The following is a 21,700-nucleotide window of genomic DNA, read 5'->3' as shown; positions in this document are numbered from 1 at the left end:
CCAAACTGAGACTTTGATCAACTTCTGGCATTAAGCTTGCTTACTTAGCGTACATAGATAATGTTAACCCCGTGTTACCATGAACCTAAGGACACGAAATATGTAGTTCAGTAAGGAGCAACCATGAAACTAAATGTACTTAAAAGAGCGGGATTTATTGCTACCGCGACTCTGTTGCTCCTAGGTTGCTTTGACGACTCATTGGATAAAATGATCAACAAAGAAACGTACGCGCACCAGGGGACCTACGTCAACGACTACGACAAAGCGTCGTTAGTTTTCTCAAACGGTGAAGTTATTGTGAAGACCGAAGCCGGTGGTACGGTGCGCTCGTACAAGGTAGACGGAGATAGCTTGTTTATACAAGTAAGAAATAGCTCCAAAGAAACCCGCGAAGACATCGTAATGCGTATTCACGGAGAGGGTGAACTGCTCACCTGTAGTGCGTGCGCTCAGTATCAACTTGCGCCAGTTTGGACGTTAAGTTCAGATCTATAAGGCGAATAAACCCACATTCATCAGTAAATGAGCGGCAATACTTACAAAATAGCCGATTAGAATGACCGGCATCCACTTCAGGTGACCAAAAAAGGTATATTTGCCATGAGCTGCGCCCATTAAGGCGACACCTGCAGCGGAACCAATCGACAATAAACTGCCTCCTACACCTGCCGTCAATGTTACCAACAGCCAATTCCCTAATTCCATTTCAGGTTGCATGGTAAGGACGGCAAACATTACCGGGATGTTATCAACAATTGCGGACAAAATACCGACCATAACGTTAGCCCATACAGGGTTCCACTCGGTATACATAACGTGTGAGATTGCGTTTAGGTAGCCAAATAGACTTAGGCCACCAACACACATCACAACACCGTAAAAGAACAGCAAGGTGTCCCACTCGGCGTGTGAGATTCGTTTGAATACATCAAACGGAACCACAGAGCCAAGGCGTTTTAAGGCGTAGTCGTCACGATTTTGAATCGCGAGGTGCGCCTTCTTACACAGCGATTTTCTCAACGTTCTTCTGAGGAAATAAGCAAAAAACTGTAAGTAAGCGAGTCCCATCATCATGCCAATAACTGGCGGGAAGTGTAAAACGGCGTGGAAAGCCACTGCGGTTGAGATGGTGAGCAAAAACAAGGCAACAATGCGTTTAGCTCCGCGTTTCATCTCTACGTGCTGATGCAACACTTTTGGTTTGTCAGATGGAATAAAAAACGACATGATTAATGCCGGAACCAAATAGTTGAGCGACGACGGTAAAAACAACGGTAAGAACTGGCTGAAGGTAACATTTCCTGACTGCCAAACCATTAAAGTTGTTATGTCGCCGAAGGGACTGAACGCGCCACCTGCGTTTGCGGCAACCACGATATTCACACACGCTAAGTTGATAAATTTAGGGTGATCACCCGCAACCTTCATAACGACGGCGCACATGAGTAACGCGGTGGTCAAGTTGTCTGCAATTGGGCTAATAAAGAAACTCAGAATACCGGTTAGCCAAAATAAAGTCCGATAATCAAATCCTTTGCCTGTCATCCAAGCTTGCAATGCATCAAATAACCCGCGTTCTTCCATGGCACTTATGTATGTCATTGCGACTAAGAGAAATAGCAACAGCTCTGCATATTCTAGCAAGTTGTGCTCAAGTGCTGCCTTCGCAAGGTCAATTTGGCCGGATTGCTGAAATACAAACCCTATCATCGCCCATATCAAACCAGCCGCGAGTAAGACAGGCTTTGATTTTTTAAGTTGCAGATACTCTTCTAACACCACCACCACATAAGCAGCGACAAAAATAACGACAGCAATGTAACCGTAAATGGAATGCACCATGTTGGAAGTGGTTTGTGATGAGTCTGAAGCGAACGACAGAGATGGAAGACACAGTAGAAGTAAGAAGGCACTGAATTTAAACATATTTACTCGCTAACTTTGATTACATCCTAATGGTAGAAAACAAATTTGCTTGTATTGAAATATTTTGGAGTTTATTGATCTCGCTAACAAACTCGTTCTAGGCTAATCGAATTAAAAATGCAGAACATGCGACGTTTGATTACCAAGCTACGCCTCTTGTTGAAGGTAAACTGTGCGCTCGTTTACAAATTGAGCACTTTGTTTCGCTTTGTAACAGCTAAAAGTATACGGTTGTGTTTACTTTTTATATGAATGGAATCAGATAGATGAAAAGACTGTACTATAGCCTAGCAGTATTGGGTTTTTTGGGTCCCTATATTGCACTGTGGCCTTGGCTAGTGGCAAACGGATTAGACATCCCCTTGCTGATCAATGATGCGATGGAAAATCCAGTTGGTGCAATGGCTTGGGCGGATGTCGTAGTGGCAGCAATCGCCTTAATTGTTTTTGTTGTTGTAGATGGGAAGCGTAAAGGAATTAAAAAGTTGTGGCTGCCTATAGCTGGTACGTTTGTCGCTGGAGTTTCGTTAGGCCTGCCACTTTATTTGGCTTTAAGAGAATCACACACGTCATAATGAATAAAGCCCAGTGCACGCACTGGGCTTATTTAGACCCGTGGGGTTACATATCTGTTCCCATGTCGGCGTCACCAGAACCAGTCGAGCCAGGGATTATGACACTGTCAATAACATGAATTACGCCGTTAGATGCATCAACGTCTGTGGCGACCACGTTAGCGTTGTCGATCATTACGCCACCATTGGCCAGTGTGAATTCAACAAATTGTCCTTGCACTGTTTTTGCGCCTTTCAAGCCAACTACGTCTGATGCCATGCGTTCACCAGGGATCACATGATATGTGAGGACAGCAATTAGTTTGTCGCGATTCTCTGGCTTCAACAAGCTCTCTACTGTGCCCGCTGGTAGCTTTGCAAATGCCTCGTCTGTCGGAGCAAATACCGTAAATGGACCGTCGCCTTTGAGCGTTTCAACTAAGCCCGCTGCTTTAACCGCAGCTACCAAGGTATTGAATGAGCCGTTGCTGGCTGCAATATCAACGATATCCGGTCCCATTTCTTTCATGCTGTCCTTTTTCATACCATGCTCATGTGCATAGGTTGATGGAATAAAGGCAAGACCGATAAGTGCTACGAGTGAGCCAGTAATTACTTTCTTAAACATGTTGAATCCTTCCGATTGTGTAGACCGAATACGCCAAAATTTCGGTTGGTTTGTGAACAATGGTTGTTACGCCGACACGATCGTTTTGATCAGGAAAAATCAAACTTTTTTGCTCGAGTGACAGGGAATTCGTCTTAAGGTTTTGTTTATTAATAACAAAAATAGAAGAAAAAAATCTAGCGTCAATTTGAACACTAACAACTTCGAAGGCGTATTAAGAAATGGACAAATGGATGACAACTATGAAAAAAGCACTCTCTACACTTGAAAAGTACTTCTCAATTGATTTGTTGGTGATTCACTCGCTTGACCTATGCTTGTATCAAGCATCTGTAGAAGTAGATGGTCAGGAAATGATTGTGACAAACTCTGACGGCTCGCTATTGCGTACTCATTCTCTGCTTGAAATGCAAAAACTCACCAACAAACTAAACTATCAAAGAGCAGTCATGCGCCAACAAAGTGCGTACGATGAAATGGTAGGAGGCCCTGAAAAGAGCAGCCCAAATACATTAGAGATACCGCTCGTAGACAACAAACTGTACTAATCAAGAGGGTTCAAAATTAAAAGGTTTCGCGTCCCGCTAACTCAGAAAAGTCACACATTATCCGGTTTTGATAGGCTGGCCTGTTGCATAGCTCTTGATACCAACGCTCAACATTGTCCGGAAGCTCGATATTGAGCCCTTGTTCGGTCAATCTATATAGGGCGGCGCCAGCAGGTATATCTGCAAGAGTAATATTCTCACCACACAAATAGCGGCGGCCATCAATTTGTTGGTCGAGAAGAGATAAGCAGCGATTGACTGCAGTAATGGCATTGTCAATTCCAACCCAATCGCGCTTTGGTTCAGGAGTGCGGTAAAAGCTCCAAAATTTTTCCATAAACGCTGGTTGAAACGTCAGGTGTGACCAATCCATCCAACGGTCAATGATAGATCGCTGATAGATATCTTGTTTCCACCACAGGCTTTTGGAATCAAACTTAGCGGCCAAAAAGCGCAAAATTGCATGTGACTCCCAAACGGTTTGCTTATCCTCAACCCAGAGGGGGACTTTACCCATCGGGTTTAATGTTAGAAAGTTCGCCTCATCAAGACCACCAAATCGGCCGCCCAACTCGGTATGTTGGTAATTAAGCTCTAATTCATCTAGCAACCATTGTATTTTTTGAACGTTGAATGAAGTACTTCGACCGTATAAGTGTGCAACCGCCATATTTGTACTCTAGGTTAAGTTTGACGTTACGATAACGATAAATACGCCGGATTAGGTTGGGCTCAATCAGAAACCAAGAAATTGATACAAAAATGACAAAAAAAGCGAGCTCGGCCAAGCTCGCTTTCAACAGGAATATCCATTTTAGGAAAAATCTTTGACGTCGATGTCTTTCAATACGTCCTTGTTGCTTATATAGAGTTCCTAAACTGGATATAGTTCCAACTATTTTTGAATTTTTATCGACTGCTCATTGCTATAGCAATACCAGAACCAATAAATGTACCGCCCACCAAGCGGTTAAAGATTTTGACAAAGCTAGCCTTCTGAAACCAACCTACAAGTTGATGTCCAAATACCGCGTATGCCATGAAGCATAAAAACGATGAAAGACACGACATTAGGCTCAATACCACCGTTTGTAACACCATGTTTTGCGTAGTGTCGATAAATTGGGGAAATACCGCAGTAAAGAAGACTATTGCCTTGGGGTTGCCAGCGGTGATAAGTGCTCCTTGCCAGAATAAACGCCACACCGACTCATGCGTCGACGCGTTGCTACTATCATCACCTTCGACTTGCTGAGGAGTGGCTTTAATAAATTTCCAGCCCAAGTAAATCAAGTAAGCCGCACCAGCCCACTTAATAATGGCAAACACTAATTCTGATGCCATTAGTATTGCACCTAAGCCGACAAACGAAATTGTTGCCTGTATTAAAGTGACAACCGTGTTGCCCATTGCGGTAGATAAGCTGCGTTTAGCGCCATATTTCATACCATGAGTAAGGCCGAGCAACATGGTTGGACCGGGAATAATTGACACTAAAAAGACAGTAATGGCAAATGCGGAGATAATAGTGAACGTCACGGAATGATCCTTATATACGGCTTAGCCAACTTTTATATAGTTACATTGCTCAGAGGTCAACAAATGAAAGCGATTTGAAAGCCCGAACAATGAGGAAATGGAGCACATCAAATAGCTGCCTAATCTGTTTGAGATGCCGCGACAGGCGTGACTTTTTCGCAGACCTCAACAAAAAAAGAGGTGAGAGTTACCAATAGGTCATGAGGATGAGATTCAAGAATACCATGCTCTGCACTAAGAATTTCCTGACTATCCGCATCAATTATATTTGCCAAGGCGAGCATTTCTTGTCGTGAAAAAAGAAAATCGTCAGAACCGCGAATGAGCATGGTTTTACATCGAATCGCGTTGACATCATTATTGGGATAATTATTTGGGTTGGTATCGCACCACATCTGCTTAACTTGGTGAAACAAGGTAAAGAAATCAGGTTGCGGATTATCATTGTGATAACGTTCAATACTTGGCGCAAAGTGTTGCTTCCAATCGTCAATATTTAGGTTATTAAAAATCTCGCGAGCAGGGTCGGATTCTTGTAAACGCCAGTGCGAAGCAATCGCCGCTAGCTGTTTTACTTTTCCTTTAATCGCCATTCGATAACCCACAATCCCTCCATCACTAAATCCAATCCAGCAAGCTTCTTGTATGCTCAGTGATCTCAGCAGTGCTTCAACATCTCGTTGATATTGAAGATAAGACAAGTTGCCGTCTCCTAGTGTTGATTTACCATGGCCGCGTAAATCAAGATTAATGATTTGAAAGAAATGACAAAAATGGTTGGCAATGAAGTCCATATCCTGACAACTCCCAAGTCCACCGTGCACCAATATTAAGGTGGGTTTGTCGGAGTTGAGGTGGATTTGATAATGGATCTGAGCGCCTTCAAAAGCAAAATAGCGGCTGACTGGTTGGTAATTCATAATGACCTCTACAAAGTGAAGGTCATAATCTAACTCAATGTAATGACAGGAATTGTCAGGAGTCCCACTTAGCTATCTAGTTTGATGTGATACTTTTTGATGTACCAATAGCCCACTGGGATTTCGATAATCATATAAGTGAGAAAGGTGAACCAAAACCAATTAGTTTCTATGCCGAGCAGTGAGAATGGATAATTCAGACCCCAGTATTTGAATCCGACGACAGACAACGCAAAGGCAGTTGCGACCAAGTCAAACATGGAAAGCCTTTTAAAGCTATTACGTGCAACTTTGGGGTAGATCGAGATATACGCCACTAAAACAATGACTAAGTTTAAAACCAATACTGATATTTCGGCGCTCATAGTGTACTAATGAATGAATCTGAGTGGTGATAAACTGCCTGAGTTTTTAAGCGTTGGCAATGCCCATTAGGAATTTGGAGTGACACAACATGAAAAATTATCGCGTTGCGACCTTTAATCTGCGAAATTTTGCCTCGCCGTCACAGGTTTATTATGAGTCAAAGCAGTATGCAGATTGGCAGTTTCGAGACAAGAAACAGTGGATTGAACGTGTGTTAAAACACTCAGTCAACCCTGATGTGTTGGGGTTTCAAGAAGTATTTAATCCAAACGGTTTGGAGCGATTGTGTCAGCAAGTGATGGGGGAAGATGTTTCATTTACCACCGGAGGTGTGGTTCCGACCAAAGATGATTCAAGCAGTTATCGTAGGCCATGTGTCGCTTTCGCATCCTCAGCACCTTTCCTTACCGGTGAAGATGCGCCGAGAGCGATAGAAGACTTCCCAACGCAGGCAATATTGCCAGTTACCTTGTTTGGCGAACCCATCACTCAGTTTTCTCGCCATGTGTTACGCGTGGTGCTGGAGCTGGAAGACATCGGGAAAACCGTTTTCTATGTGGCTCATCTGAAATCTAAACGCCCCATGGTTGATGAGCTTGACGAAGAAAACATCGACTTTAAGGTACAAGCAAGATTGGTTTTAGAGGCGAATGCAGCGGGAAATGTGCTGTCGCTCCTACAAAGGGGAGCTGAGAGTACGGCTTTACGGTATTTAGTGTCCGAAGATCTTGAAAAAGGGTTACCGGTCGTGGTGCTCGGCGATCTGAACGATGGCTTAACCAGTGTTTCAACAAAAAACATTGCAGGCCAAACCCCCTATGCGGTCGGCAAAAAAGCCGATGGACGTGACTACACCTGGTGGCAAATGCACAATGAAGAAAAAGGCTTCATTTACGACCAACTGTTGTATTCGTCATTGGATTTAGTTCCTCACAAGTACCCAACACCCGGTTTGTATACTCATGAATTTCATGGTGATCATGAGTTGCTTGATCACATTCTGTTGTCCAATCACTTTAATAGTAAAAACCCAAGAGCGTTGGCTGAAGTGAAACGGTTGTTTATCTTGAATGACCACTTACAAGATTCAGAAAGCCAAGCCGATTTGCAATCTGACCACGGAATTTTGGTGGTACAGATTAGAGGGAAAGACTTCTATTTAGATAACGCTTAATTTCTTCTAGCAGAGGTTAGCGCTTCGAGCATGCCAAAGGTTAAGCCGTCGGGTACTCCACCTTTGAATTTTGCCAGCCCAGAGATATTGCTGAGGCATAAATAGCCACTTCGGTTTTCTGGATCCAGCAGCATTGAAGAGGTGAACCCTCCGGTTCCGCCATTGTGAAATAACAAATTTCGAGACGGTGATTTTGGAGATAAGTCGACATAGAGCCAGCCTAAGCCCATTTTGTCTTTTTTGTTTTCATGGGCAACTTGTTGTTGAAACTGACTGATTTTGTCAGCGGGATCTAGCGAAGCGGCGATAAACTTGACCATATCAATACAATTTGAAGTAACAGAGCCTGCGCCTTTCAAAGACGCTAAGTCCCAATTTTGTGTCGGTTTTCCTTTCCTATTGAGCCCTTGAACTAATTCACCCTTAAAGGCTTGGTAATCCGCTCCGCTTTGAGTCATTGCTAGCGGCTCAAAAATTTTTCGGGTAACTAGGTCTTCGAATGTCGTGCCGTACAATTTGCCGAGGGTATAGCCCAATAGCCCCACTCCGAGATTCGAATAGGCACAGGCAGGATTTTCTTTAGTTTTCAGCCGAGTAGCTAACGCATTAATCAAAGCTTGCTCATCAAACGATTGATAGGGGTTGTGTCTGTCTTTGAAAAGCGCTTTCCATACCAATCCATTGGGTAACGCTGGCAGACCGGATGTGTGAGTTGCCAATTGCCGAAACGTTATTGGTTTGGTTTCCTTTATTTTAAAGGGGAGCACCTCTTGAATCGGCTGTTCTAGATCGATTATGCCGCTCAAACAGGCTTCGGCTAAAAGTCGGCTAGTCATCACCTTGGTTATGGAGCCAATTTCGAAGCCAAAGGAATGGTTCTCAATGGCATCCAGCGCATTTGCGGTTTTGACGACACCATAGAAGCTTATGTCATCGTTGTTGATCTTTGCGAGAGCAAGTTGAGTTCCGGGATATAGTTTACTCGCCTGACTGTGGATGAGTTCAATTTCGTGCGAAGTGAATGAAGGGGGAGAGGTTAACTCAACCGATGACATCGATATACCTGTTTTATCAGAGTTTTTGTTCACATAACTGTACTCTGATATGCATCTAATTGGGGTGACGCTTTGTGACGTTTGGGTACTGTCTGAGACAGAGTGAAAAAGCTGCGGCCCAGCCCATTACCTTGTTAACTCAATCGAATGGTTGAATTGTGACCTTTAGGACGAACAGATCAACTTTTACACTCAGCCCCGATGCTAGCATCCAATTAGAAATTAAATTTGGAGCACGTCACCATGACTAAGAGTTTGTTATGCCCTATGTGTGATGAGTGGATTCCAGTTGTATCAATCACTCCTTACGAACAAAAACGAATTACCATATACACCGCAGTTTGCGAATGCTGCCATCAAGTGCTGTTTACTGCCGACGGTGTACGAGCCGAGCGCTTTACCTTGAATGGCGCGCTTAAAGCGGAGCACTACGATAGTCTTGAGGATAATCTCATTATTCTTTAGCTACCTATAAGTCTTGTACTTGCCAAGCTGGAAGCAATGTTTCATTGAGCCACTGTTGAGTGAGGTTGGTTGGAATATCAATTATGACATCTGGCACTATTCCAACATGATCGATTCCTTGACCGTTCGACCAGATTCGCTTCTGGCTTGGTATCGATAGGGTCCACGAGCTTTTGGGGATTTGGAAAGGTAGTGGGTCACCAAAATCTAATATTCCAGCCGAGCGAGTACCAAAGATACGTACTTTTGGTGAGCTGCGTAACGCGATTACTGTTTCTTCAGCAGTACTGGCGGTAGCCTGATCCATCAATACAAAAATTCTATCGAAATCTTGTGGTTGTGTATCGGGTTGGTACGTAAGGTCTGCTGGGACACTGTACGTCACTAGAGAGCCGGGATTTTTGCTCATATTATGAGTCAGCTTAGATAGAAACTTACTAATGGCCGGGAAAGGCAGTTGCTCAAGTTCAGCGAGTATCTTGCTGTATTGGTTAATGTTGTCTGTTGATGCTTTAACTTGCCATGTAGACGAGTAGCCACGGATGTTTAGCCATTCCAAAATAGGTAACATGGCAAAGAAACTGCCTCCGCCGTTACTTCGGAGGTCGATGACTAAGTTAGGCTTTGGGTTAGCGACACTGGACGCAATTAGCCGTTTTAATTGTTCCGTATATTGAAGCTCCAAACTCGCTATTCTAAGGACAGTAAACGCCTCATAAAACATGAGTCCAGTTGGGTGATTGATCCCTGATGTATTTTTTGAGTAGCTCGTTAATCTCAGATTATCTCGATAAAGGTGGAAGTGAGGGTCTTTCCAACTCTCAACAAAATCAACCAGAACCTGTTCGCAATTACGATCATCGGCTGCTTTTAAGTTAGGTTGGCTATTCTCTTCATCATGCGTGTAACCAGCATAATTTTCTCGTACTATGGTGTATGCACTTTCAATAAACTGGTCGCAGCTTTGAGCATCGACGTAGAAAGATATGAATACCCAAATGAGTGCTAACTTGGCTTTGAACATACCACTACAAACCTTTTTCTATGTCAGAAGTCCAATCTGGCTTTGATTCTTCGAATATATGCCGAACCGGCAAGCCAGAAACTGGAGTATCTAAAATACCGACTCGCAGTCTCAAGGTGTTTGGGGCATCTGTGTGTGCGCTGTAAAGTGGACTCGCACATTGTCTACAGTGCGCGCGCACCTTTTTAGGCGTTGACCGATATTCCTGAATAAACGCCTCTCCTTCAAACTTAGTTAGGTCTTGCCGAATTGGGCTAACAACTGCATAGGCTGTTCCATTGGCTTTTTGGCAGTCTTTACAATGGCAAACAACCAGTTCTTTGAGGTGTGCGCTGTAGGTCAGCTTCACCGCACCACATAAACACGAACCATGTAACATTTTACTTCCTTTCTGAGAACCACGAGTAAACCTAATTTATTCAGATGTTTAGTGCATTTGAAAGTATCAATTTGTAAAACTAAGTCTGCAGTAATTTTTGTGTTGATTCGAGCGTCTTCCATTGCCTGATTTCCTTAATCAGCCATTTGATTGCAGGGCTGTTATCTTTCCGTTTATGCCACGCTAAAGAAATAGGCGCAGGCTTTACTGACAAAGGGAGAGGAACCTCAACTAACTGATCTCGATGGATGGAGCTGCGAATCACGGTTTTGGGTAATGTCGCGATTAAATTAGATTGCAGTAACAAATCAATGGCAGATGAAAAGCTGTTTACCGTCATTGCTATTCGTCTTTTTTGCCCGAGCTCATTTAACGCACTGTCCACCGTACCTCTTGCATCACCAGATAACGATACAAAGAGGTGATCTGCTTGAGTGAAATGCTCCAGTGTTAAAATCTGGTTGCTGAGAGGGTGCGATTTTCTCATTGCACATGTGAAATGATTATCTAACAGAAACTCGCTGTGAATATGCGGGTGCTGGTCAGGAAAATAATCAAAAACCAAGTCGGTTTCTGCGGAGAGCAGCAATTGTTCGCCATTACCTTTAAAGGGAACGGCATGAATGTTTATAGCGTTTGCTCGATCTTCGATAACTTCTCTAATGTATGGCCAAAACACATGAGTAATTCCGTCAGTACACGCTACTCGAATGGTTGATGGCGTGTTGTTGGGATCAAATTCTGGTGTGAGCAGCTGTTGTTCTATTTGTTTGATTGGATTAGAAATTTGATTCCAAAGGTTGATTGCAAAAGGCGTTGGTTGGATACCTCGCCCTTGCTTTACGAACAGTGGATCTTGCCAATGGTGACGCATGCGGTTGATAGCTTTGGAAACGGATGGTTGTGTCATATTGAGTGTTTCCGCGGCGACAGACACCGAGCGCTCACGCATTACTGCATCAAAAATCACGATCAAATTTAAATCCAGTTTTGCCATGTGCGAGTCACACCTACAATTCATTCCCTAAAAGAATGTAGATTATATTGATTATGCATTTGAGGGAATAACAAAATTTTCGAATAATGATTTCCAAGTTAAAAACGCAAGCAAACAACTCAAGCAAACAACGCAAGCAAAGAATAAGGAATATCATTATGAAAGCAGCGTATATCAAAAACTACGGTGACCAATCTCAGCTAGTGGTTGGCGAACTACCAAAACCTCAAATTCAAGCGGGCCAAGTATTAGTGAAAACGGTGGCTTCTGGCGTTAACCCTGTTGATTATCATGTTCGCAACGGCTTGGTTAAAGACACAGGCATGCATCAGTTACCTCTCGTTTTAGGATGGGATGTAGCTGGTCTCGTGGAAGCCATTGGTGACAATGTGGAGCACATACAACCTGGTGACGCGGTTATGGCTTTTACCCCAATCAGCGAGCAAGGAACAAATTCTGAATACGTGGCCGTAGATGCAAGTTTGGTGGTTGGCAAACCTTCAGCAATGAGTTTTGTTGAGGCAGCGGGATTACCGTTGGCCGGGGTCACCGCTTTACAGGGTATAAATCAAGCTAATCTCGCGGCCGGTGACACTATCCTTATTCATGGAGCCGCCGGAGCAGTTGGGTCGTTTGCGGTACAAATTGCCAAAGCGAAGGGATTGAGAGTGGTTGCTACCGCCTCTAAATCAAAACACAATTACGTCAAAAGCTTCGGTGCAGATGAAGTATACAGCTACGACGATTCAAGATGGCAACAAGCCAATATTGCTAACGGTGCGCTTATGTCAGTGGATAATACTGATGTGTTAAAACGAACACTGAAAGCAACCAAAAACCAAGGATGGGTAATATCCACGTTCAGCGAAATTTCAGAGAAAGAGGCTGAGGAACATCAGGTGCACTTTGCTCGTATGTGGGTTCAGAATAGCGGCGAAGATCTCGCGGAACTTGTAAAACTGTATAAATCAGGTGATTTGGTCGTGCCAATTGATAGCATCTTCCCTCTAGAACAAGTTGTTCAAGCACATCAACGCAGTGAATCCCATCAAGCGGTCGGTAAAATTGTGTTGTCAGTTGACGCAACGTTCAAGTACTAAATGGCTTGGAAATTTAAGAGCGCAATCATGCGCTCTTAATCCGTTGCCTATCTTTTTATATCCACGATTTAATACGGGTGAATCCTATTTGTAGAAATTTGTAACCCACTGTTTTATATCAATATAAAAATGGACTTGATTCGATACAGTTTAAAAGCCTACTGGATTGAGCTAGGTAAACTATTGAGGTAAGAACATGAAATGGAAAATTCTAATAGGCTTTCTGGTCATTACGTTGGTTGCAGTGTTTTTGATTCTCCCTGAGCCTGAGCTTCCCGCTCCAACAGGGCGTTATACCGTTGGAGGAACGACCTTTGAATTGGCTGCAAAGCGCGATAATGATAATGAATTATGGATACAAGTTTCAGCTTGGTATCCCTCGTCGATAGACAACGCTACCAGACTATCTGCAGAAAAGAGCGACCAGCAAGGTGATAACCACCTTTATATGCCTTACATTTTTGATGAACTTGCTGTTGCGTTATCCGAACAACAGGGACTTCCGGTATTTCTATTTGAAGATATGCAGCGGTCAAATACGGTGGTAGATGCTGTTATTGCCGACGGCGCGTTTCCTGTACTAGTCTTCAATCATGGCTACGGTTCGTATCCAAAACAAAATATGACCCAGTTTGAGCAGCTCGCTAGCGAAGGTTACATTGTTCTCGCAATTGGTCACCCCGGTGATTCATTGGTAGTAAAACGACTGAATGGCGACATCATTAATCAAGTGCCCGAAGCCGTTATCCATGTTCTGAATGAAGAGGTCAAAGTGAACTTTTCTCAAGACCTCGAACAAATGGCGCAGGCGACAACAAGAGAGTCATGGCATCGCGCGTTATCTGACGTGCAAAAGAATCCGATCATGTATTCGGGTAATCAACGATTTAACAAGTGGGTTGCCAATACTCACGTTTTGCTCGACGCGTTAGACGACATCAATACTGGCAGCGTTGCTACTCCACTAGCAGGCCATTTAGACATCAACTCGGTCGGGATGTTTGGTCACTCTTTCGGTGGTGCAGTAGCGATTGCGGTTGCGAACAGCCGAACCGATATCAAAGCCGCCTTTAATTTAGATGGTCCCCAGTTCAACGCCAAACCTAATTTTACTCTAAGAACACCCTCTTGTTTTGCGTACGGAGACCAAAGTGACATTTTGCATCGCTCAGTCGATAGGTTGAACGACCAATTGGTAGCGGGCTCAGAATTAGCTTGCTCGGTGACATTCAAAGGGGCGGGTCACATGAATTTCAGCGATTTAACTTACAACCCTTATCTCACTTATATGGGCATCATTGGTGGTGGTGATGGTTATCAGATTGGGCAAGCGATCAACAAGGTTGTCAGTCAATTTTTTGATTCGCATGTTAAAGGTATTGAACAAGAGAGATTTGATAATTCTAAATTAATGAAAGTAAATATCTAGCGATAACTAGAACCACTTTTCAATCATTTACTTTGGAGGGTGGCATTCTGGAGCCATTCCGTGTAGTGTCGCCCAAACCAGATCCCAGCCACTAGAATGACTAGCATTTTCAATTGTTTTAACTGACACGCAATTACTCTGTATTTTGGTTTGAAATCGCTTTACAGTTGAACTCGGCACTACTTTATCATGACTACCAATGAAATGAATTTGCGGTAAGGTGGTCAGATTGTCCGAGAAATTTATCGGGTTTAGTGAATCTGACAGTGGGCTCACACCGTGATACTCCATAACGTGTTTATGATCGAGATTACCAGCGATAGTGCGCAATGAAGAAACATCCTCTCTGGTAGCCGCTAAAATAGCTGCTATTGCTCCACCACCAGAAAATCCAACTAAGTGAAATTGAACACCTTCAGTTTTGTTTGATATTTCATCTAATGCGTGATGATAGCTATTGACAACCTTTTGCGAAAATCTTGCTTTTGTCCAAAGTGAATTGTTGCATTGAGGTTTCAGAGACTCAGAGTAGTACTGACAAGGTCTTGCAAAGTAGATGACAGAGCTGCTTTTATCCAGTGCAGCCAATTTGAGACCGACAGGGTTAATTGGTGTGGGGTCAGGTGATACTGTTCTACGGTCAATCCATGCCAATCCGTCACCTTCAATGTAAACCACAATTTCATTAGGCTCAGGTCCAATTCGTTGAAAACTCGCTAGGGCCAAAGGTTGACTAGAAAGTATAGCGAATGTCATCTCTGATTGAGATGCGATTGACGATGCTGTTTGAAATCGTGAACCACTCATACTGCAGGCTTGAGTGGTCATGACTGCAACCAAAATGAATATATAACGGGTCAAACGTTAACTCTCCAGTAGTGCATTGATTCTAAAATGGTGCAGTAATCCATCTAGGTATTGTTCGACGAAAACCTTCAGGTCCGGATGCTCGTTTGAGATTGGTTGCCCGTTAAAGCTGAGGCTAATTTCGTTACTTCTTACCAGTAGTTCAACGGACGACTTCAGTTCACTTATCGTTCTTGAGCCATCGACTAACGGCAGTATTTTCCGTTGGTCGTCCGCAACGGTAACTACATCATGATATAAGTTGGGAACCAGATTGTTTGTTTTCGCAAACTCTCGCGTTGCCACACTGATACAAGGACGATTTGAAACTTGATCGGACACATTGACGTGTTGAGTTGAAATATTGACGATTCCCTTCAACAAGAAGTTAAGCAAATTCTGAGCTACTTCTGTTTTTAGCTCAGACTTATCAACTTTTTCAGTATATGAACTAACTCTCGCGGTTAACTGTTCTAGGTTAAGGCGTATTGGCAAAGCTTTAACTAGCTCAACCACGGCTAATGAAGCTGTTCTGCCTGATACGGTTGCGGTTTGTTCTCGATTACTAGGGTCTACCAAACAGACTTCATTTAAACCGGGTAGGCTACTTTCGTCAATTGGGTCTTTGAGTGCGTAAGTTAGAACAAAGTTTAAGCCATCAATTCGTTCAGGTGTTAAGTTTCGAACTGGTTCCTTTCCTTGTTTTACTAACAAAGACGAGCGAAAACGACGATTGTTTAAAAAATCTAAATACTGCTCTAGCTGCACCGTATCGGTAATAGCTTTAAGCGTATCGGATGCATGTTGTTTTTGATTACCAAGATACATGGCCGGTAACTCTACATCCGCTAAATAATCAAGTTTGTGAGAATGAGCTTTTTCAATAAATTGATGGAAATAGCATGGCTCGTTAAAAGATTCTAAGTGGTCATGTAGTAAATAGTTATCGTCGGCCTTTTGTAGCGTTTTTATTTCTGCCGTCATTAACTCTTTATATGCGCCAGCTCTAAACTGCATATTTTCAGAGACGAATTGTAGTATGTTACGTGCTTCTTTGACTTTGAAATTTGGATCGTCAAAGTCCTTAGTGTGGTAAAGCATCATATCTCGAACAGTTTTGACTGCGTTCCAACCAGGTAGTGTGTTGTAACTTACATATGCAATTCCAGATTCTGACAAATGGTGTTGGCAGACTTCCAAGATTCTCACTTGTACATCAGAAGGAACCCAAGAATAGACACCATGTACCAATATGTAGTCGAATTTCTTGTCGGCAAAGTCGTATTCTGTTATCGATGAAGCAATAAGCTCAACGTTTTTAAGTTGCATAGCGGTTGCACGATTGGCAGCCAGATCCACTTGCTTAGTAGACAAATCAATTCCGGTAAAAGTGGCATTGGGAAATTTTGCAGCAAGAGGCAATAGATTTCCGCCAGAAGCACAGCCTATTTCAAGTACTTTACAGTTTTCTATTTTCGGTGTTTCTAGAGAAAAAAGAGACGCAATAGCTGCTAGGCGTTCAGGAGAAGTTTGAGGATAGTTGTAACTTGGGTAAGGGGTTTCATCATAAGTTGTCATAGCCAATTCCATGTTGTAATGAAAAACCTCGGCGGTGACCCGCCGAGGTAAGTTACTGATAACTTATTTTGAGTCTAGAACTTAAATTTGGCCTCCAATGACAAAGAGTGTCCTGCATAGCCAGATTTGAGATCAGCGTCGTAGTTTAGACCTATTGACCACAAGCTAGTGTCGTATGCCAAGCCTAAGCCAATGTTTGTGCCAAACTGTTCTACTTCTGCACCTTCAACTCTAAAGGTAGAGCCACCACCAGTATATTTACCTGAAGCGGCTGCCTCATCACCAGAGAAGTCGTAAGACAATCCTAGTCTAGCAGAAGGAATAAAGTAGCCTTCTTCATCATCACCAAATCGACCATGGACTTTTGCACCTAAAGAGCCTACAAATGAATAGACGTCATCAGGGTTGGCGGCAATATTAAGGTTTCCAGCTCCGGTTTCTGTGTAGTCATCTGTATCAACTTGTGTATAGGCGATTCCCGCAGTAGGAGTAATGTATGAATCTTCTCCTATTTCCATTGGTAGCCCAGCACCTAACGCAAACATAAATTGGTTGGAATCGTAGCTAGCTTTTGCTTGACGATTAAGCCCGCCAAAATTAATGACACGAGATGAATCATTGTCGTTTCTAGCGAAACCTACTAGGCCTTCAACATAATAATCTTCTTCTGTGTGGTCAGCGTAGACAGTGAACTGATAGCTAGAGATATCTACTTGCGATTGGCCAGTACCCTTGCCGTCGACATCAGTATCTGAAATTGCGAAGGATACACCCACTCGCTTATTTTCTGAAACTGAGGTATCAAATCCGAACGCAATACCATAGGTATCTGCATCGAAGCCAGCATTAGTACCTTCGGTATCTTGAGATATCCAATTACCAAAAGGTTTGACCCAAGCAGCATTACTCATTCCTTCATCACCAGTAGCAATACCTGAAATACCGCCATATTGTTGATCAGCGCGTAGGTAAGCTAAACGATTAGAAGCGGCACTAAACACCTGTCCACCAGTACCGATCGCGGCTGTTGAACTTGCTCCTAGGGTGTCAGTTTGAATGGTTACTTGTTCAGCCGCTTTTTTCGCTTCAGTACCACCTGCATTTAATGCTGTGCTAAATGCGGTTAGTGCTTCTGTATCTCCGGACGCAAGTGCTTCGTTGGCTTCAGCAAGGGCTTCTGCCGTATCTTGCGAAATCCCTAGTTCTGATGCAGTAGAAGTCACTGATTTCGCAGCGGCTTCAACCTCTATGGCAGCACCATTTAGCTTAGCCGTATAATCGACTAAAGCAGTGTCTGATACGGTAATATGTCCAAGCTTAGTTGAGTCTCCATTAGCACTTGATAAAGTAATCGTGCCTGATTTAAAGGTAGTGGGTAGTTCTACAGTAACGCCATCTGCAGTTGTTAACGCAGTCGCATTAGTGAACACGGTCTCCCCGTCACTAACCCCTGTACCTAAAATTAGTTTTGAGCCAGCAGCCAATTCCAATGTGTCAGCAGTGTTACCATTCACATCAACTTGTACGATACCATCAATATCGAAAGTGGTTGTCGTAACTGCTTGGTTAAATATAGCTTTCTGATTTGCAGCGACTGCCACTTCAGTCACTTTTGTACCACCACCAATAGCACTAGTAAACGTAGCTCCTGCAGTATTTGTAACGGTAATGGTATTAGCACCATCAATAGCACCAGTAATAGTTTGAGCCGTGGCGCCACCATCAAATGTAATATTACCGCCAGCGATATTGAAAGAACCCGCGGTTGTGTTGCCAGCAAATGTTGCGTTGCTCGCACCAACTGTTACTGCTCCGGTAATAGAAGCTGTGCCATTCACATCTAGTGCTCCAGTACCTCCCACAGCACCAGCATGAGTTAAATTAGTAACAGTAGTTGCACCATTGAAAGTTAACGCGCCGGTAGCAGTAGAAGATACAGTTGTCGCTGTTAAGCCACCGGTAAATATGGCGTCACTATTACCTGATGCATTAAAGGTAGTAGATTTAACTGCCCCAGTGAAGGTTGCCGCGCCGCCAGTGGTATCAACTGTTACCTGTTTGAGCGAGTTGGTTGCACCTACTGTGCCAGAGACAAGCGTTACCGCTCCACCAGTTGCCCCAAAGACGAGAGTACCAACGCCATCCCCACCCGTAGTGTTATCAACAGCGCCAACGACTTTTTTACCAGCAGCCAAGGTAAGGTTACCATCGGCGCCAAAGTCTACTAATGCGGTAGTTACATCTTGCTTAGCGGTTATGGTCGCCGAGCCAGTAACATCTACTTTGGTCACAGCGTCGACGGCACCAGTGATCTCTGCAGTACCATTACCTGCGAATGTCAATGTTCTGGCATATACTGCACCACCAAAGCTCGATTTTGCACCCGATCCTGTATTGACTGTTACAGCCAACAGTTCATTATTGTCAGCACCAACAGCACCGCTGACCAATACTGTATCAGTTGTTGCTGTGGCAAAAGTAAGCGTACCGTGTCCGTCTGTATCATTTGAAACAGCACCTACGATTTTCTTGTTTGCAGCAATGTTGACTGTACCATCTGCACTAAACTCAAGGTCAGCGGTGGTTATGTCATCTGCAAGTGTAACGGTGGCCGCTGCTCCAACATCAAACTTGGTATCTGCTTCGACCGCGCCCCCAAAAGCAGCGGTACCGGTACCATTTACAGTAATAGTTTTGGAGTGAACGTTGCCACCAAATGCTGATGTAAAGCCGGCACCAGTATTTACTGTGGTAACTTTAAGTTCTTTATTTGTTGCGCCAAGGTTACCTGTTGCCAACGTCGCGTTAGCAGTAGCAGTTTCAAAGGTCACCGTACCTTGACCATCTGTATCTACGGAGACCGCACCCACTATGCCTTTGTTCGCGGCAAAGACTGCGGTACCGTCTGCACTAAACTCTAGGTTAGCAGTGGTTAAATTCCCGTCAAAATCAATTGTGCCTGCAGCACCTACGTCAAATTTGGTATCTGCATCAACGTCGCCATCAAACTTAGCCGTTCCGGTACCTAAAACGGTAATGGTATCTGCGTAGATTGCTCCACCAAAGGTAGAGGTTTGACCACCTGCAGTAGTAAGATTCAGAGCTTTTAGATCCAATGTTGCAGATCCGACACTACCACTAACCAGTGTCTTACTGGCTGTCGCTGTTGCGAATGTCAGTGTACCTTGGCCCGCTGAACTAGTCGTTACGTTACCAGTGATCGTTTTGTCTGCTGCTATTGTTACTAACCCGTCAGCAGTAAAGTTTAGAGCTGTATCAGCATCTACGTCTCCGCTAAATGCCGTAGTACCTACACCTCCAACATTAATGGTGTCAGAGAATACGTCACCAGCAAAAGTCGAAGTAATACCTGCGTTGGTCGTTACGTTGATCGCCTTCAAGTCGTTACCGCTAGTACCTATAGTAGAACTAGCCAAAGTGGTGTTAGTTGCCGTTGTGCCAAAAGTAATAGTACCTTGTCCCGTGCCTGTAGAAGTGACGGCACCAACTATCTTTTTATCTGCTGCTAAGGTAAGTGTTCCGTCAGCACCAAACTCAATAGGCGCAGCGATATCTGCTGAAGTGTTAACAGTAGCTGCGCCGGCAATAGCAAGTTTGGTCGCGGCGTCAATCGCACCGGATATTGCCGCTGTACCAGTACCATTTATTGTTAGTGTTTTGGCATAGACAGCGCCATCTATTGTGGATGTAACTCCTGCACCTGTGTTTACCGTAACTGCTTTCAGCTCGTTACCATCAGCACCAATTGCTCCATTGACAAGCGTAGTATTTGTCGTAGCTGTAGAAAAAACAAGAGAACCTTGACCATCTGTATCGGCTGAAACTGAGCCGATTATTTTCTTATTGGCGGCTAAAGTGACTGTGCCATCAGCACTAAACTCTAAGTCAGCAGTTGTTATATCTTCCGCTAAAGTAATAGTTGCCGCGGCACCTACATCAAATTTTGTATCTGCGTCTACCACACCATTGAATGCAGCGGTACCCGTACCCGTGATGGTGATTGTGTCTGCATAAACACCTCCACCAAGAGTAGAAGTTTTTCCCGCTCCGGTAATGACGTTAACTGCTTTTAGGTCAAGAGCGTTTGTTCCTATATCTCCGCTGACAATAGTTGTATCTGCGGTAGCTGCGGCGAAATCTAACGTACCTTGACCTGCACCACCTGTGGTTACAGAACCAACGATTTTCTTATCGGCAGCGATAGTAACCTTTGAGTCACCAGAAAAGTTAATTTTACCCGTGACATCCCCACTGAATGCTGTGATATCCGTATTGTCTACACCGGTAATATTGATATTAGTCGCGTTAACTGTGCCTCCAAAAGTAACAGTGTTTGCTGTACTGGTAACGTTAACGGTTGCTAGAGAATTTGTAGCACCTACATTTCCGCTCACCGCGGTGATTGCACCACCAGCTTGGTCTGCCACCGTTAGTATACCTTTACCGTCAGATCCTGAGGCGTTATCGATATTACCAGTAACTGCAGCTGTATTGTTAAGCGTTACAGTATCCCCAGCATTTTTTAGTGAAATCGTACCTGTACCTAGGTCAGCTGTTTCTTTAAGAGTAATTTTACTTACCGATGTACCATTGGTCGTTATATTGACAATGCCCGAGGTATTTGTAACGATTTTCCCCTCTACCGATAGGTTGACGGCATTAGTGTTCGCAGCATCTCCGTCCTGGCCTAATGTTAGGGTCAATGTTTTACCATCGGCAACATTTATTGAGCCATCAGCTGCGCCATCTGCATCAGCATTAAGCGTAATGGTTCCAGCCGCTCCACTATCTGAGTCAAAGACAAATAGTGTTGCTGTTCCATCGATATCAACAGTACCGGTTGTTTCACCAGTTGCACCATCGAAGGTCGTGTTTCCATTTGCATCTACTTCACCAAACACATTGTCAGCTGTGGCGTTCAAAGTAGTTGGTGAGGCTTCGGTAATGTCAGTTGCTGCGGCAGCACTACCACCAGCAATTGTTTCAACTGCACCGTATGCATTCCCGCTGACAGCCGCTGCTAACGCCAACAGAGACATGCTCGCGAGAGGCGTTTTTCTAAACGTTTTTTTGCTGAACTTTTTCATACTGTAAGACTCTCCTTACGTTGTCTTTATTGGTGCGCATACTCAGCAGTAGGCGAACCGT

20 protein-coding genes are annotated in these 21,700 nt (G+C 43.8%); 7 read left to right on the top strand and 13 right to left on the bottom strand.

The features are described from left to right. The first annotated feature begins 123 nt into the window (after window positions 1-123). A complete protein-coding gene (locus ACXAFJ_RS14860; RefSeq protein ID WP_475324496.1) occupies window positions 124-498 on the top strand; it encodes a hypothetical protein in 375 nt (124 codons plus the stop codon). Here ACXAFJ_RS14860 and nhaD read toward each other — a convergent pair. Continuing rightward, entirely contained in the window at window positions 493-1,929 is a 1,437-nt protein-coding gene (nhaD, locus tag ACXAFJ_RS14855; protein WP_475324494.1) for a sodium:proton antiporter NhaD, read from the bottom strand. The two genes, ACXAFJ_RS14860 and nhaD, sit on opposite strands and share 6 nt — an antisense overlap. A 266-nt stretch (window positions 1,930-2,195) precedes the next feature. On the opposite strand from nhaD, the gene ACXAFJ_RS14850 reads away from it, so the two are divergent. Continuing rightward, entirely contained in the window at window positions 2,196-2,504 is a 309-nt protein-coding gene (locus ACXAFJ_RS14850) for a DUF2834 domain-containing protein (RefSeq protein WP_475324493.1), read from the top strand. Between the two features lie 46 nt (window positions 2,505-2,550). Here ACXAFJ_RS14850 and ACXAFJ_RS14845 read toward each other — a convergent pair whose 3' ends face one another. Further along, window positions 2,551-3,111 (bottom strand): fasciclin domain-containing protein, encoded by a 561-nt coding sequence (locus ACXAFJ_RS14845; protein WP_475324491.1) that lies wholly within the window; start codon window positions 3,109-3,111, stop codon window positions 2,551-2,553. A 242-nt stretch (window positions 3,112-3,353) separates the two neighbouring features. Here ACXAFJ_RS14845 and ACXAFJ_RS14840 point away from each other — a divergent pair, with 242 nt between their 5' ends. After that, window positions 3,354-3,659, top strand: coding sequence for a DUF6482 family protein (locus tag ACXAFJ_RS14840; protein WP_475324490.1), 306 nt, complete (start codon window positions 3,354-3,356; stop codon window positions 3,657-3,659). Window positions 3,660-3,675: 16 nt separating this feature from the next. On the opposite strand, the gene ACXAFJ_RS14835 is transcribed toward ACXAFJ_RS14840, so the two are convergent. The 4 genes from ACXAFJ_RS14835 to ACXAFJ_RS14820 all read right to left on the bottom strand — a co-directional run bounded on the left by ACXAFJ_RS14835 (window position 3,676) and on the right by ACXAFJ_RS14820 (window position 6,483). Continuing rightward, the gene (locus tag ACXAFJ_RS14835) at window positions 3,676-4,329 is read right to left on the bottom strand and encodes a glutathione S-transferase family protein (RefSeq protein WP_475324489.1); all 654 of its coding nucleotides are present in this window, start codon (window positions 4,327-4,329) and stop codon (window positions 3,676-3,678) included. Between the two features lie 239 nt (window positions 4,330-4,568). Further along, complete coding sequence (locus ACXAFJ_RS14830) at window positions 4,569-5,198, bottom strand: LysE family translocator (RefSeq protein WP_475324487.1); 630 nt, start codon at window positions 5,196-5,198, stop codon at window positions 4,569-4,571. A 119-nt stretch (window positions 5,199-5,317) separates the two neighbouring features. Then, entirely contained in the window at window positions 5,318-6,118 is an 801-nt protein-coding gene (locus tag ACXAFJ_RS14825) for an alpha/beta fold hydrolase (protein WP_475324486.1), read from the bottom strand. Between the two features lie 68 nt (window positions 6,119-6,186). After that, window positions 6,187-6,483: a hypothetical protein gene (locus tag ACXAFJ_RS14820; RefSeq protein WP_475324485.1), complete on the bottom strand. Its 297-nt coding sequence runs from the start codon at window positions 6,481-6,483 to the stop codon at window positions 6,187-6,189. A gap of 89 nt (window positions 6,484-6,572) precedes the next feature. On the opposite strand from ACXAFJ_RS14820, the gene ACXAFJ_RS14815 reads away from it, so the two are divergent. Continuing rightward, the gene (locus ACXAFJ_RS14815; RefSeq protein WP_475324483.1) at window positions 6,573-7,658 is read left to right on the top strand and encodes an endonuclease/exonuclease/phosphatase family protein; all 1,086 of its coding nucleotides are present in this window, start codon (window positions 6,573-6,575) and stop codon (window positions 7,656-7,658) included. Here ACXAFJ_RS14815 and ACXAFJ_RS14810 read toward each other — a convergent pair. Next, entirely contained in the window at window positions 7,655-8,746 is a 1,092-nt protein-coding gene (locus ACXAFJ_RS14810) for a serine hydrolase domain-containing protein (protein WP_475324482.1), read from the bottom strand. The two genes, ACXAFJ_RS14815 and ACXAFJ_RS14810, sit on opposite strands and share 4 nt — an antisense overlap. A gap of 210 nt (window positions 8,747-8,956) precedes the next feature. Here ACXAFJ_RS14810 and ACXAFJ_RS14805 point away from each other — a divergent pair, with 210 nt between their 5' ends. Then, on the top strand, window positions 8,957-9,178 hold the full coding sequence (locus ACXAFJ_RS14805) for a hypothetical protein (protein WP_475324481.1): 222 nt from the start codon (window positions 8,957-8,959) through the stop codon (window positions 9,176-9,178). Window positions 9,179-9,182: 4 nt separating this feature from the next. Here ACXAFJ_RS14805 and ACXAFJ_RS14800 read toward each other — a convergent pair whose 3' ends face one another. The 3 genes from ACXAFJ_RS14800 to ACXAFJ_RS14790 all read right to left on the bottom strand — a co-directional run bounded on the left by ACXAFJ_RS14800 (window position 9,183) and on the right by ACXAFJ_RS14790 (window position 11,578). Then, window positions 9,183-10,202, bottom strand: coding sequence for a S41 family peptidase (locus ACXAFJ_RS14800; RefSeq protein ID WP_475324479.1), 1,020 nt, complete (start codon window positions 10,200-10,202; stop codon window positions 9,183-9,185). A gap of 4 nt (window positions 10,203-10,206) precedes the next feature. Continuing rightward, window positions 10,207-10,581 (bottom strand): GFA family protein, encoded by a 375-nt coding sequence (locus ACXAFJ_RS14795; RefSeq protein ID WP_475324478.1) that lies wholly within the window; start codon window positions 10,579-10,581, stop codon window positions 10,207-10,209. Window positions 10,582-10,660: 79 nt separating this feature from the next. Then, window positions 10,661-11,578 carry a LysR family transcriptional regulator gene (locus ACXAFJ_RS14790; protein WP_475324477.1) on the bottom strand — a complete coding sequence of 306 codons (918 nt, stop codon included), beginning with the start codon at window positions 11,576-11,578 and terminating at the stop codon, window positions 10,661-10,663. Window positions 11,579-11,736: 158 nt separating this feature from the next. Here ACXAFJ_RS14790 and ACXAFJ_RS14785 point away from each other — a divergent pair, with 158 nt between their 5' ends. After that, window positions 11,737-12,678, top strand: coding sequence for an NADP-dependent oxidoreductase (locus ACXAFJ_RS14785; protein WP_475324476.1), 942 nt, complete (start codon window positions 11,737-11,739; stop codon window positions 12,676-12,678). 196 nt (window positions 12,679-12,874) lie between these two features. Continuing rightward, window positions 12,875-14,107: an alpha/beta hydrolase family protein gene (locus tag ACXAFJ_RS14780; protein ID WP_475324474.1), complete on the top strand. Its 1,233-nt coding sequence runs from the start codon at window positions 12,875-12,877 to the stop codon at window positions 14,105-14,107. Between the two features lie 27 nt (window positions 14,108-14,134). On the opposite strand, the gene ACXAFJ_RS14775 is transcribed toward ACXAFJ_RS14780, so the two are convergent. The 3 genes from ACXAFJ_RS14775 to ACXAFJ_RS14765 all read right to left on the bottom strand — a co-directional run bounded on the left by ACXAFJ_RS14775 (window position 14,135) and on the right by ACXAFJ_RS14765 (window position 21,639). After that, window positions 14,135-14,935, bottom strand: coding sequence for a hypothetical protein (locus ACXAFJ_RS14775; RefSeq protein WP_475324473.1), 801 nt, complete (start codon window positions 14,933-14,935; stop codon window positions 14,135-14,137). Between the two features lie 36 nt (window positions 14,936-14,971). Next, complete coding sequence (locus ACXAFJ_RS14770) at window positions 14,972-16,531, bottom strand: methyltransferase regulatory domain-containing protein (protein WP_475324472.1); 1,560 nt, start codon at window positions 16,529-16,531, stop codon at window positions 14,972-14,974. Window positions 16,532-16,605: 74 nt separating this feature from the next. Beyond that, the gene (locus ACXAFJ_RS14765; RefSeq protein ID WP_475324470.1) at window positions 16,606-21,639 is read right to left on the bottom strand and encodes a beta strand repeat-containing protein; all 5,034 of its coding nucleotides are present in this window, start codon (window positions 21,637-21,639) and stop codon (window positions 16,606-16,608) included. Between the last annotated feature and the right edge of the window lie 61 nt (window positions 21,640-21,700).

The organism is Vibrio sp. ABH4_348, from assembly GCF_056159765.1.
Note: the sequence above shows the minus strand (reverse complement) of the source record. Positions and strands in the feature narration are given on the sequence as shown.

Bases quoted from the DNA above. Each gene is read 5' to 3' on its own strand.
- ACXAFJ_RS14775 (WP_475324473.1), bottom strand. From the start codon at position 14,935: ATGACCACTCAAGCCTGCAGTATGAGTGGTTCACGATTTCAAACAGCA.
- ACXAFJ_RS14800 (WP_475324479.1), bottom strand. From the start codon at position 10,202: ATGTTCAAAGCCAAGTTAGCACTCATTTGGGTATTCATATCTTTCTAC.
- ACXAFJ_RS14770 (WP_475324472.1), bottom strand. From the start codon at position 16,531: ATGACAACTTATGATGAAACCCCTTACCCAAGTTACAACTATCCTCAA.
- ACXAFJ_RS14820 (WP_475324485.1), bottom strand. From the start codon at position 6,483: ATGAGCGCCGAAATATCAGTATTGGTTTTAAACTTAGTCATTGTTTTA.
- ACXAFJ_RS14840 (WP_475324490.1), top strand. From the start codon at position 3,354: ATGAAAAAAGCACTCTCTACACTTGAAAAGTACTTCTCAATTGATTTG.
- ACXAFJ_RS14785 (WP_475324476.1), top strand. From the start codon at position 11,737: ATGAAAGCAGCGTATATCAAAAACTACGGTGACCAATCTCAGCTAGTG.
- ACXAFJ_RS14860 (WP_475324496.1), top strand. From the start codon at position 124: ATGAAACTAAATGTACTTAAAAGAGCGGGATTTATTGCTACCGCGACT.
- ACXAFJ_RS14795 (WP_475324478.1), bottom strand. From the start codon at position 10,581: ATGTTACATGGTTCGTGTTTATGTGGTGCGGTGAAGCTGACCTACAGC.
- ACXAFJ_RS14765 (WP_475324470.1), bottom strand. From the start codon at position 21,639: ATGAAAAAGTTCAGCAAAAAAACGTTTAGAAAAACGCCTCTCGCGAGC.
- ACXAFJ_RS14790 (WP_475324477.1), bottom strand. From the start codon at position 11,578: ATGGCAAAACTGGATTTAAATTTGATCGTGATTTTTGATGCAGTAATG.
- ACXAFJ_RS14805 (WP_475324481.1), top strand. From the start codon at position 8,957: ATGACTAAGAGTTTGTTATGCCCTATGTGTGATGAGTGGATTCCAGTT.
- nhaD (WP_475324494.1), bottom strand. From the start codon at position 1,929: ATGTTTAAATTCAGTGCCTTCTTACTTCTACTGTGTCTTCCATCTCTG.
- ACXAFJ_RS14850 (WP_475324493.1), top strand. From the start codon at position 2,196: ATGAAAAGACTGTACTATAGCCTAGCAGTATTGGGTTTTTTGGGTCCC.
- ACXAFJ_RS14780 (WP_475324474.1), top strand. From the start codon at position 12,875: ATGAAATGGAAAATTCTAATAGGCTTTCTGGTCATTACGTTGGTTGCA.
- ACXAFJ_RS14835 (WP_475324489.1), bottom strand. From the start codon at position 4,329: ATGGCGGTTGCACACTTATACGGTCGAAGTACTTCATTCAACGTTCAA.
- ACXAFJ_RS14825 (WP_475324486.1), bottom strand. From the start codon at position 6,118: ATGAATTACCAACCAGTCAGCCGCTATTTTGCTTTTGAAGGCGCTCAG.
- ACXAFJ_RS14815 (WP_475324483.1), top strand. From the start codon at position 6,573: ATGAAAAATTATCGCGTTGCGACCTTTAATCTGCGAAATTTTGCCTCG.
- ACXAFJ_RS14845 (WP_475324491.1), bottom strand. From the start codon at position 3,111: ATGTTTAAGAAAGTAATTACTGGCTCACTCGTAGCACTTATCGGTCTT.